General features: G+C 63.8%; 9 protein-coding genes. 5 read left to right on the forward strand and 4 right to left on the reverse strand.

Translation table 11 applies throughout. The annotated features are described in order from the left end of the window. Positions 1–321, reverse strand: coding sequence for a 2Fe-2S iron-sulfur cluster-binding protein (locus N7E70_RS02890; RefSeq protein ID WP_263005494.1), 321 nt, complete (start codon positions 319–321; stop codon positions 1–3). Positions 322–336: 15 nt separating this feature from the next. After that, positions 337–1,593 carry a cytochrome P450 gene (locus N7E70_RS02895; protein ID WP_263005495.1) on the reverse strand — a complete coding sequence of 419 codons (1,257 nt, stop codon included), beginning with the start codon at positions 1,591–1,593 and terminating at the stop codon, positions 337–339. Positions 1,594–1,764: 171 nt separating this feature from the next. Here N7E70_RS02895 and N7E70_RS02900 point away from each other — a divergent pair, with 171 nt between their 5' ends. The 4 genes from N7E70_RS02900 to N7E70_RS02915 all read left to right on the forward strand — a co-directional run bounded on the left by N7E70_RS02900 (position 1,765) and on the right by N7E70_RS02915 (position 7,476). Further along, positions 1,765–2,595: an AraC family transcriptional regulator gene (locus tag N7E70_RS02900; protein WP_192312623.1), complete on the forward strand. Its 831-nt coding sequence runs from the start codon at positions 1,765–1,767 to the stop codon at positions 2,593–2,595. A gap of 96 nt (positions 2,596–2,691) precedes the next feature. Then, the gene (locus N7E70_RS02905; protein WP_263005496.1) at positions 2,692–3,495 is read left to right on the forward strand and encodes an arginine deiminase family protein; all 804 of its coding nucleotides are present in this window, start codon (positions 2,692–2,694) and stop codon (positions 3,493–3,495) included. A gap of 277 nt (positions 3,496–3,772) precedes the next feature. Then, the gene (locus N7E70_RS02910; protein WP_263005497.1) at positions 3,773–5,926 is read left to right on the forward strand and encodes an indolepyruvate ferredoxin oxidoreductase subunit alpha; all 2,154 of its coding nucleotides are present in this window, start codon (positions 3,773–3,775) and stop codon (positions 5,924–5,926) included. 17 nt (positions 5,927–5,943) lie between these two features. Next, the gene (locus tag N7E70_RS02915; protein WP_263005498.1) at positions 5,944–7,476 is read left to right on the forward strand and encodes an indolepyruvate oxidoreductase subunit beta family protein; all 1,533 of its coding nucleotides are present in this window, start codon (positions 5,944–5,946) and stop codon (positions 7,474–7,476) included. Positions 7,477–7,493: 17 nt separating this feature from the next. Here N7E70_RS02915 and N7E70_RS02920 read toward each other — a convergent pair whose 3' ends face one another. Both N7E70_RS02920 and N7E70_RS02925 read right to left on the reverse strand, forming a co-directional pair. Then, positions 7,494–8,048: a MarR family winged helix-turn-helix transcriptional regulator gene (locus N7E70_RS02920; protein WP_154385213.1), complete on the reverse strand. Its 555-nt coding sequence runs from the start codon at positions 8,046–8,048 to the stop codon at positions 7,494–7,496. Positions 8,049–8,258: 210 nt separating this feature from the next. Then, the gene (locus N7E70_RS02925) at positions 8,259–9,050 is read right to left on the reverse strand and encodes a cyclase family protein (protein ID WP_263005499.1); all 792 of its coding nucleotides are present in this window, start codon (positions 9,048–9,050) and stop codon (positions 8,259–8,261) included. Between the two features lie 565 nt (positions 9,051–9,615). Between N7E70_RS02925 and N7E70_RS02930 the strand changes: the two genes are divergently transcribed. Next, positions 9,616–10,890 (forward strand): ABC transporter substrate-binding protein, encoded by a 1,275-nt coding sequence (locus N7E70_RS02930; protein WP_263005500.1) that lies wholly within the window; start codon positions 9,616–9,618, stop codon positions 10,888–10,890. The last annotated feature ends 13 nt before the right edge of the window (positions 10,891–10,903 follow it).

Consider the following 10,903-nt stretch of genomic DNA (forward strand, 5'->3'; position numbering starts at 1 on the left):
TCAATATTGCTCGCGCGGCAGGTGCACGACGAGGCCGTCGAGGGCGACTGACATCTTGAGCTGGCAGGTAAGCCGGCTCCGCTCCGTCGGGTTCATCAGGCATTCGATCATGCCCTGCTCGGAATCGTCTGCTGCCGGCAGCTTTTCGGTCCAGCTCTCGTCGACATAGCAGTGGCAGGTGCCGCAGGCGCAGGAACCGCCGCATTCGGCGAGGATCTGGTCGATGCCGTGGGCAACAGCCACGGACATAACGCTCTGGCCTTCATTGGCCGTGAGTTCGGTTGCCTGGCCGTCGGCATCGACGAAGGTTACGCGGTACATCAGTTATCTCCTGAATCAGGCCGGGGTCAGCGTCAGGCGCAGCGCCTTGGGGCCACGCACGGACAGGCCGGGCTTATATTGGGGCTCGGCTTCGGCGAGCGAAATCGACTTCAGCCGCTTAATCAGCGTGGTGAAGATCACCTCCATGTCGAGGCGCGCCAGATGGTTGCCGAGGCAGAAATGGGCGCCGCCGCCGAAAGCGAGGTGACGGTTGGGGTTGCGGGCGACATCGAAGCTGCCGGCGTCTTCGCCGAAGGCTGCCGGGTCGCGGTTGGCGGCGCCATAGAGCAGACCGAACTTGGTGCCGCGCGGGAACGCCTTGCCGCCGACCATGCAGTCGGTGGTCGAGTAACGGTGGAAGAAGGGCAACGGCGATTCGAAGCGGAACATCTCCTGGATCGCCGTGTGTATCAGGCCCGGATTCTGCCGCAGACGCTCCATCTGGTCGGGAAAGCGCAGCAGCGCATGCATGCCAGAGCCGAGCACGTCGATGGTCGAGCCGTGGCCGGCCATCAGGATCAGCATGCAGGTCGAGACCAGCTCGTCTTCATTGAGGAGACCGGCATCCTGCGCCGCCATCAGGCGGGTGATCAGGTCTTCCTGCGGTGCGGTGCGGCGCTCGGCCATCAGCTTGAGCAGGTAGTGGTAGAATTCGGTCGTCGCCTGCTCGGCCAATGCCTTGCGCTCGTCGGAGCGATTGATGTCAAAGAACTGGACAACCCGTTCCGACCAGACGCGCAGCTGCGGGCAATCCTCATCAGGCACGCCAAGCACGCGGCCGATAATGTGGCCCGGCACCTGGGCGGCGAGGTCCTCGACGAAATCGATCTCGCCCTTGCCGATCAGGCCGTCCACCAACTTGTCGACGAAACTCTGGATCATGCCACGCTGCCGGGCAATGAAAGCAGGCGTGAACTCGCGGAACACCTGCTTGCGCAGCCGGTCGTGCACGTCGCCGTCGCTGTCGAGCATGGAGAACTGCACGAAGCGCTGATGGTGTGGCATGTCGAGCCAGTTCTGCCGGCGCTTCTGCTCAGTGATCTCTTCTTCGGACATGAAGAATTCGGGCGAACGCACCATCGAGTTGTCGCGGGCGATGCCGGCGACGTCGTCGAAGCGGGCGACCAGCCACATGTCGAAGTCAGGGAAGAACTGCGGCTCACCCTTGTCGCGCAGCGCCGCATAGGCCGGATAGGGGTTCTGGGCGAAGGCGCGCGACAGCGGCTCGAATGCCGTGCCTGATACGCTTGCCTTTGGGGTAGCGGTCGCCATCTTGTCGCTCCAACTGGATTGCCGCCACGATGCGGCAGCTGTCGTCACAGGCTAGCGCCAACGGCGCCGATATGAATGCACCCCAGTCGCGCCTTGATGGATAAAACTCGCATCGTCGGTGACATGCCATTACAACGCTGGCAACGGACGAGCTTACCGGCCTGCGCAAAAATGACCAAAGACCACCGCGACGAGATCCTGTTCCACACGCCTGGGCGGCACGCCGAGGCCTATCCCTACAAGATCCTGGTCGCCGGGCGCACGCACTTCACCGAAAACGACGGGCTGGTGACGCGGCGCTTCCACCACCACACGCTGATCCTGACCATCTCAGGCCGCGGCCTGATCGAGATCGCCGGTCAGCGCTTCGCCGCCGGAGCCGGCAGCGTCGTCTGGCTCGATACGGCGATGCAATATGCCCATGGCTGCCACGCCGAGGCCGACCATTGGCACTATTTCTGGATGAGTATCGACGGCCACGGCCTCGACGCCGTGTTCGCCTTCCTGCGTGTCGGCCAGTCGCCGGTCTTTTCGGGATCTGTCACCGCCGAGCCGCTGTTCGAGCAGGCGATCGGCACGCTCGGCCATCGCAGCCAGACCACCGACGCGCTGTCGAGCGCCATTGTCGGCCAGCTGATCGCGCTGCTGGTCGCCGAACGCGGCGAGCAGGAGGAAGACAGCAGCGAGCGCATCCAGCGGCTGATGCGGGCGCTGAGGGCCGACATCGCCCGCAACTGGCAAATCGAGGACATGGCGGACATTTCCAGCCTCAGCGCCTCACAGCTGCACCGCCAGTTCCGCCAGAAGACCGGCACCACGCCGATGGACTGGATGCGCCACGAACGCATGAACTTCGCCAAGCGGCTTTTGACCTCCTCCGATGCCAAGATCTCGGCGGTGGCCTTGAGCTCAGGCTATGCCGATCCCTATCATTTCAGCCGCGACTTCCACCGCATTTCAGGCCAGTCGCCGAGCGAGTTTCGACGCGCACGCGGGCAGTGACGCATCCGCAACCCTAGCCCATGTCCTGCCCGTCGACATGCCAGATGGTTTCGGGCAGGCTGCGGTCAATCCAAACCAGCAAGATGAGCACGCCGCATGACATCGAAGCCAGCCGTCTACGAATTCAACGCGGCGATCGTGCGCGAGCCGGCGCGCTCGGTGGTCAACGGCCTGCGCGCCGACGATCGCGGCAACCCGACCTATGATGGCGTCAAGGCGGAGCACGCGGCCTACATCACAGCCATGCAGGCGGCGGGCGTCGAGGTCACGGTGCTGCCGGCGCTGGATAACTTCCCCGACTCGATCTTCGTCGAGGACCCCGCACTGGTTTTCCCTGAGGGTGCGATCCTGCTCCGGCCCGGCGCCGAGACCCGGGTCGGGGAAACCGCAGAAATCGCCCCGACACTGAAGGCGATGTTCAGCACCGTGCTCGACCTGCCGTCATCAGGCTTCGCTGACGGTGGCGACGTGCTGACCACGCCCCGGAGCGTGATGATCGGGCTGTCGGCCCGCACCGACCGCGCCGGTGCCGAAGGCCTCGTCGCCAGCCTCGACCGCCTCGGACGCAAGGGCGAGATCGTGCAGACGCCGGAAGGCGTGTTGCATTTCAAAACCGACTGCTCGCTGCTCGACGAAGAGACGATGCTGACCACCGAAAGGCTCGGCCGTTCTGGTGTGTTCGATGGCTTCCGGCAAGTCACCATCCCGGCAGGTGAGGAGCCAGCCGCCAACGCGCTGCGTGTCAACGGCGTGGTGATGGTGGGTTCCGACTATCCACGCACAAGCGAGATGCTCGACCGGCTCGGCTACAATGTGGTGCCGCTCAAGACGACCGAGATCGGCAAGATCGACGCCGGCCTATCCTGCATGTCGCTGCGCTGGCATCGGCCAGCCAGCTAAGCGGAGCTTTTGGCGTTGCAGTCGCACGCCGTGACGCTGGGCGATCGTTTTATATATGCACAGACATGCATCACACGTATCGGTCAAGGAAGATCGCCACTCGTTCGGCTGCTTAATCTTTCGACCCTTTGATCCACCCCGCAGCGATTGACAGATCCATGCATTTTCATGAATATGCATTTTCATAGATATGCAGCTCGACGCCCGGCAAGCCTGGCGGCCCTGAGGGGCGTCGAGCCATGGTGGCAGCGGTCTTGCCACGCCTGGGAGGGTCGACATGGCGGAACGGTCTTTTGCGCGGGAGGTCGAAGACCTCAAGCTCGGTGAGGGCGATCTCTTTCGCGGCGAGGGCATCCTCGCCATCACCAAGGCGCTGCTGCAGTCCGGCGTCTCTTATGTCGGCGGCTACCAGGGTTCGCCGATCTCGCATCTGATGGACGTTCTCGCCGATGCCAAGCCGGTGCTCGACGAGCTCGGCGTGCATTTCGAGTCTTCCGCTTCCGAAGCCGCTGCGGCCGCCATGCTGTCCGCCTCGGTGATGTACCCGCTGCGTGGCGCGGTGACCTGGAAATCGACCGCCGGCACCAATGTGGCCTGCGATGCGCTGACCAACCTGGCGTCGAGCGGCGTCAAGGGCGGCGCGCTGATCATCCTCGGCGAGGACTATGGCGAGGGCTCGTCGATCCCGCAGGAACGCAGCCATGCCTTCGCTATGAAGTCGCAGATGTGGCTGCTCGACCCGCGCCCCAATCTCGAATCGATCGTCAAATCGGTCGAAGACGGTTTCGAGCTGTCGGAAGCGTCCAACACGCCCGTGATGATGCAGGTGCGCATCCGCGCCTGCCACGTGCATGGCCAGTTCGTCGCCAAGGACAACAAGCGTCCCGAATTCACGATCAAGGAGGCGCTGGAGAATCCGGTGCGCGATCTCGACCGCATCGTGCTGCCGCCGGTGTCGATCACCGTGCATGACCGCGAGAAGATCGAGAAACGCTGGCCGGCGGCCATCGATTTCATCAAGAGCCGCAAGTTGAACGAATGGTTCGGCCCCGACGCGGGTGATGTTGGCATCATCCTGCAAGGCGGCATGTACAATTCGGTGATGCGGGCGCTGCAACTGCTGGGGCTCGCCGACGCCTACGGCAACACAGCAATCCCGCTCTATGTGCTCAACGTCACCTATCCGCTGATCGACGACGAGGTGTCGGCATTCTGCGCCGGCAAGCGCGCCGTGCTGATGGTAGAGGAAGGGCACCCCGACTATCTCGAGCAGGCGGTGAACTCGATCCTGCGCCGGCGCGACATCAACACCAGGCTCGCCGGCAAGGGTGTGCTGCCGATCCGCGGCGACTATACGGCGGCCGTGCTGATGAACGGCATCCAGGCGTTTATCGAGGAGCATGCCGTAGCCCTTCTCGGCAACCGCCCGCCGTTGCCCAGCGCCGATGCGGTGCTTGCCGATCCGAAGGTCAAGGCGCTTAACGCCGTCGTGCCCGCGCGCCCCGCTGGCTTCTGCACCGGCTGTCCGGAACGGCCGATCTTCGCCGCCATGAAGCTCGTCGAGCAGGAGCTCGGCGAACACCACGTCTCGGCCGACATCGGCTGCCACCTGTTTTCCATCCTGCCGCCGTTCAACATCGGCGGCTCCACCATGGGCTACGGCCTCGGCCCGGCCTCTGCCTCGGCCTTCAATGTCGACGCCGGCAAGCGCGCCATCTCGGTGATGGGCGATGGCGGCTTCTGGCACAACGGGCTCACCACCTCGGTCGGCAACGCCGTCTACAACAAGCATGACGGCGTCATCATGGTCGTCGACAACTACTATTCGTCGGCGACTGGCGGGCAGGACATATTGTCGTCACGCGCCGACAATCCGGAGCGCTCGACCAACAACTCAATCGTCAAGGCGGTAAAGGGCATCGGCGCCAGATGGGTGCGCCAGATCGACCGCACCTATGATGTGGCGAAGATGCGCGACACGCTGAAGGAGGCGCTGACCTCGAAGGAGGAAGGGCCGAAGATCATCGTCGCCTCCTCTGAATGCATGCTCAACCGTCAGCGGCGCGAGAAGCCGCTATTTTCCAAGGCTGTCAAGTCGGGCCAACGCATGGTGCGCGAACGCTTCGGCGTCGACGAGGACACCTGCACCGGCGATCATGCCTGCATCCGTCTGTCAGGCTGTCCGTCGCTGTCGCTCAAGCATACCGACGACCCGCTGCGCGACGATCCGGTGGTGGCGATCGACAACACTTGCGTCGGCTGTGGCAATTGCGGCGAGGTCTCGGAGGCGGCAGTGCTGTGCCCGTCCTTCTATCGCGCCGACATCATCTACAACCCCACCCCGCGCGACCGTTTCGCAGCCAGACTGCGCAACGCCGTCATCGGCTTCCTGCAGCGCCGCCGCGAAGCCAGGCGCGTGGTCTTCGGGTGAACGACATGAGCAGTCCGATGACGACCATAGCCGCCGACGACAAGCCGATCTCGATTGCCATCCTCGCCATGGGCGGGCAAGGCGGCGGCGTGCTCGCCGACTGGGTGGTGGCGCTCGCCGAGTCCGAGGGCTGGGTCGCCCAGTCGACCTCGGTGCCCGGTGTTGCCCAGCGCACCGGTGCCACGATCTATTATGTCGAGATGCTCAAGCCGAAGGACGGCCAGATGCCGGTGCTGTCACTGATGCCGACGCCCGGCGACGTCGATGTCGTGCTGGCGGCCGAATTCATGGAAGCCGGCCGCTCGATGCTGCGTGGACTGGTCACGCCGGACAAGACGACGCTGATCGCCTCGACGCATCGATCCTATGCGGTCGGCGAAAAGGAAGTGCCGGGCGACGGCACCGGCGATCCGCTCGCCGTCGCCGATGCCTTCGGCGTCGCGGCCAGGAAGACTATTGTCTTCGACATGCAGACGCTGGCCGAAAAGAATGGCAGCGTCATCTCGTCGGCGATGTTCGGCGCCTTGGCCGGCGCCAATGTCCTGCCGTTCACGCGCCAGGCCTTCGAGGCTGCGGTGCGCGCCGGCGGCAAGGGCGTCGAGGCCAGCCTGCGTGCCTTTGGCGCCGCATTCGACAGAGCCCGCGACGGCACGCCTGACAAACTGGCCAGGAAGCCTGAAAAGCTGCTGCCGGACGCACCTTTGTCGGTCGGCCATCCAAAGCTCGACCGGCTGCTCGACCGCATCCATTCCGAGTTCCCGCCAGTGCTGGCGCCGATGCTTTATGCCGGCGCGAAGAAGCTCGTCGACTTCCAGGACCCGCGTTATGCCGAGGAGTATCTCGACAAGGCGTCGCGCCTGCTCACGCTTGACCGAAACGCCGGCGGCGAAACCAGGAACTTCGGCTTCAGCCTGGAGATCGCCAAATATCTCGCCATCGCCATGGCCTATGACGATGTCGTGCGGGTCGCCGACCTCAAGACGCGCGCGACGCGGTTCGAACGCGTCCGCAAGGAAATCGGCGCCACCGGCGAGCAACTCGTCTACACCACCGAATACATGCACCCGCGCGCCGAGGAGGTTGTCGGCACGATGCCGGCGTCCCTCGGCCAGTTCATCGAGAACCGCCCGGCGCTGCTCAAGTTGCTGGAGCGCCTGTTCAGCAAGGGCCGGCGCGTGCGCACCGGTACCGTCGGCTGGTTTTTGGCCCTCTATGCGCTCTCCAGCCTGAAGCCGATACGCCGCACCATGCTGCGCCACAAGCGCGAGATGGCGCATATCGCAAGCTGGCTGGAAATGGCGTCATCCCTGCTGCCCGTCAATTATGAGCTGGCGTCAGCGGTGGTCGGCAGCCGTCGGCTGGTGAAGGGCTATTCCGACACCCACAGCCGCGGCCAGGGCAAGTTCGACAAGGTGCTGTCGGCAGTGCCCCTGCTCAAGGGGCGTGAGGATGGCGGAACCTGGCTCAAGCGCCTCGTTCAGGCGGCGTTGCAGGACGAGGCCGGCAAGTCGCTCGACGGCGCATTGGCGACGGTCCGCAGCTTCGCCTGACGCGCTCGCGCCGTAGCTTAAGTCTCGGCGTCGGCCTTTCCGTCGCCGTTCTTGACCGTTGCGTCACCGCCGCCGCCGATCCGGTCGATGTTGCGCAGGACCTTGTGCAGCGTGACGATGAAAGCGTCGTATTCGTCGGGCTCGATGCCCTCGAACAGCTGCGAGAAGATGCCGAACAGCACCGGCCAGAACTGTTGGAAGACGTCGCGGCCGGCGTCGGTGATGTGCACTTCGCGCACGCGCATGTCGTCAGCGCGCGACTGGCGCCGGACAAAGCCCTGCTCCTCCAGCGCGTCGAGCGTACGGCTCATCGTCGACTGTTCGACAACCGCGAGGAATGACAGCTCGTTGACGGTAAGCCCGGGCGAGATTGTCAGAAGGGCGATCGCCCGCATCTTCGGCGTGGTCAGGTCGAGCGGGCGCAGCCGTTCCTGCAGGTTGGCGTTGTAGCTTGCCGACAGGCGGTTGATGAGGTGCGGGGCAAAGCGGTTGAGCCCGATTTCGCCGAGGCTGGGCAGACGGTTGCCATCTCCAGCTTCCCTGAACGACCCGGTGAAGTATTTCGTGACCATTGCTACCCGTTCGGCTCGATGGAGTTCGACGCTGTCCGGATTGCCATGAAGCCGATTATCCGGCAACCGTCCAGAGCGTCTCACCTGGCATCAAATGAAAAGGCCGGGCGCCACAAGGCAACCCGGCCCTACGCCTCGTGATGGCTGGTACCCATCCATCTCGAGGCGACAGCGGCGGTGGGAGCCGCCGCAGTCCCCACTGAGGCTCGATCAGGCGCGTGGCGCGAGCGCGAAGGCGCGCACCGGGCTGCCAGTGCCGCCGACAATCTTGAGCGGCGCCACGACCAGAACGGCACCGGTGGCCGGCAGCTTGTCGAGGTTGCACAGGCTGGCGAGGCCGTAGCTGCCGACTTCGAGCAGCAAGCTGTGCGCGGGGAACGGCGGATCCATCGCCACCGCGCTGCCGGCATCGGTGCCGACGCATTCGTTGCCGAAACCCAGCACGCCGCGCTCGACCAGCAGACGAACGCAGTCGACGCTCGGCCCGGGCGTATGCGGGCCATTGTCGTCTGCGTTCAGGAAGGCCTCGGTCGAGGTGTTGCGCGGATACCAGTCCGAGCGCATCAGCACCCAGGCGCCACGCGGAATTTGACCGTGCACCGCCTCCCAGGCCTTTACGCCATCGGCGGTCAGCAGGAAGTCCGGATTACCGGCGACCTCCTTTGAACAGTCGATAACGACGCAAGGTGCTACGAATGACTGCGGCGACACGGTGTCGGTGGTGCCCTGGGCGACATCCTTGCCGGAGATCCAGTGCACCGGGGCATCGAAATGGGTGCCGGTGTGCTCGCCGAGCTCCATCCAGCCCCAGGCCCACCACGGACCGTTGGCATCATAGCGCGAGATCTCGTGCATCTTGAACTTCGGCGTGTTCTTGGCGAAGTCCGGCGGCAGGTACAGGACCGGCGTATCTGGCCCCAGCGGTGCGGTCAGGTCGACGATCTGGACCGCGCCCGTGGCGATTGCCGACGCGAAATCCGCCAGCGTCCGGTTGGCTGTCATCTTGGCTCTCCTCCTCTTTGCCCGGTCCGGAAGGCCAGGTTTGTTTCAGCCTAATCAAGTCATATGCATTTGCAAATATTATTTTTGCCTAGATGCCAACAAGGCTGGCATCCTTCAAGCTCGAATATCCCCGCATGCATGATTTCGGCGCGGTTTGACTGACCAAGGGGCAGCTGTCGAGATGCCAGCGGGCCCGATCTTGGCCCCGGCAGGCCGCTGAATCGTGCCTGCTTTCGGCTTCAGGGCAGGTGAAAATCTTTCGAGCCGGCACAAATTCGACAAAAATCCGAAATCCGGACGCTTCGCTTTTCTCCTGCGTTAGGCGGCTACGAAAGACGCTGCTAAATAAATCAAACATCTGATTACAATCACGTATTTCGGCATTTCCTCCGCCGTTGCGGTCTCAACTCCACGTCTTCCGGCCTCGCTTTACAACCGCAAAATTTTGTGCGCTTATGATCAAATGATGGAAGTGAGGAACGTTTCCGCGACGGCTTGACCAACGGGGCACCAAGGCCTGAGACGAGCACGCGGCTGCCATCATCCAAACAAGGGGAACGGACTGATGAACAAAACCAAGGGCCTGATGCTGGCCAGCCTGCTTGCAGCCACCGCATTTTCCACCACCTCGGCAATGGCCCAGGATGCCGCTTGCCCGGTCAAGATCGGCGGCGTGCTGTCGCTGACGGGATCGATGGGTGCGGTGGGCAAGGCCATCGGCAACAGCGCACAGCTCGCCATCGCCAACATCAACGAAGGCGGCGGCGTCAAGGGCTGCCAGGTCGAGTTCGTGCTGCGCGACGATCAGGGCCAGCCCAATGTCGGCGTCGACGCCGCCAAATATCTCGTCGATGTCGAGGGCGTGAAGGCACTGTCGGCGAGCATCGGCAGCGGCGTCACCATCCCGATCCTGACCTCGGTATCGGCTCCGTCGCAGATACCCCAGATCGCCTGCTGCTCGTCAGCCCCGGTGCTGACGACGATGGCGCAGGAAGGCAAGACCGGCGGCTTCTTCTTTCGCACCTTCCCGGTGGTCAAGAACCTCTCCTACCTGCCGGCTAAGATCGCGGCCGACCGCGGCCTCAAGCGCATCGCGATGATCTATGTGAACACCGACTACGGCGCGAGCCTGGTCAAGGATTTCACCAAGGCAACCGAGAAGTTCGGCGGCGAAGTGGTCAAGGCTGTCGCCTTCAACGAAAACCAAGCGTCTTATCGCGCCGAAGTTTCGGCGGCGCTGGCCGAGAAGCCCGATGCGATGTTCATCGTCGCCTTCCCACAGGACGGCGCCACCATCGCCCGCGAATGGATCTCGCTCGGCGGCACGCAGCAGCTGATCCTCAACAACGCGCTGCGCAGCCCCGACTTCGTCAAGGCGGTCGGCGCCAAGTACCTGACCAAGGCGTTCGGCACCGACAACACCTCGACCCAGAGCGCCACGCTCGACGAGTTCAAGGCGGCGTTCAAGACGGCCTACAACATCAGCGCCGACGGCCCCGGCATTTCCAACGAATATGATGCCGTAACGATCCTCGGCCTTGCCATGAACATCGCGCCCGACCTGTCCGGCCCTTCGATCCGCGATGCGATCCGCAAGACCCAGACGCCAGGCGGCGAGGTCATCGGCACCGGCCCGGCGGAGTTCAAGAAGGCGCTAGAGCTGGTCAAGGCCGGCAAGCCGATCAAATATGTCGGCGCGCTCGGCCCGATCGAGTTCGACGTCAATGGCGACATCAGCGGCCCCGCGCTGACCTGGCACATCGAGGGCGAGGAACTGGTCATCGACAAGACCATCAGCGCCGAGGATATGGCAAAGCTGCTGGCGGAAATCGACGGCTAAGGCAATAGCGGAT

This window comes from Aminobacter sp. NyZ550, from assembly GCF_025628925.2.
Classification (GTDB): Bacteria; Pseudomonadota; Alphaproteobacteria; order Rhizobiales; family Rhizobiaceae; genus Aminobacter; species Aminobacter ciceronei.

Coding starts and splice junctions, on each gene's coding strand:
- N7E70_RS02890 (WP_263005494.1), bottom strand. CDS start 321: ATGTACCGCGTAACCTTCGTCGATGCCGACGGCCAGGCAACCGAACTC.
- N7E70_RS02895 (WP_263005495.1), bottom strand. CDS start 1,593: ATGGCGACCGCTACCCCAAAGGCAAGCGTATCAGGCACGGCATTCGAG.
- N7E70_RS02900 (WP_192312623.1), top strand. CDS start 1,765: ATGACCAAAGACCACCGCGACGAGATCCTGTTCCACACGCCTGGGCGG.
- N7E70_RS02905 (WP_263005496.1), top strand. CDS start 2,692: ATGACATCGAAGCCAGCCGTCTACGAATTCAACGCGGCGATCGTGCGC.
- N7E70_RS02910 (WP_263005497.1), top strand. CDS start 3,773: ATGGCGGAACGGTCTTTTGCGCGGGAGGTCGAAGACCTCAAGCTCGGT.
- N7E70_RS02915 (WP_263005498.1), top strand. CDS start 5,944: ATGACGACCATAGCCGCCGACGACAAGCCGATCTCGATTGCCATCCTC.
- N7E70_RS02920 (WP_154385213.1), bottom strand. CDS start 8,048: ATGGTCACGAAATACTTCACCGGGTCGTTCAGGGAAGCTGGAGATGGC.
- N7E70_RS02925 (WP_263005499.1), bottom strand. CDS start 9,050: ATGACAGCCAACCGGACGCTGGCGGATTTCGCGTCGGCAATCGCCACG.
- N7E70_RS02930 (WP_263005500.1), top strand. CDS start 9,616: ATGAACAAAACCAAGGGCCTGATGCTGGCCAGCCTGCTTGCAGCCACC.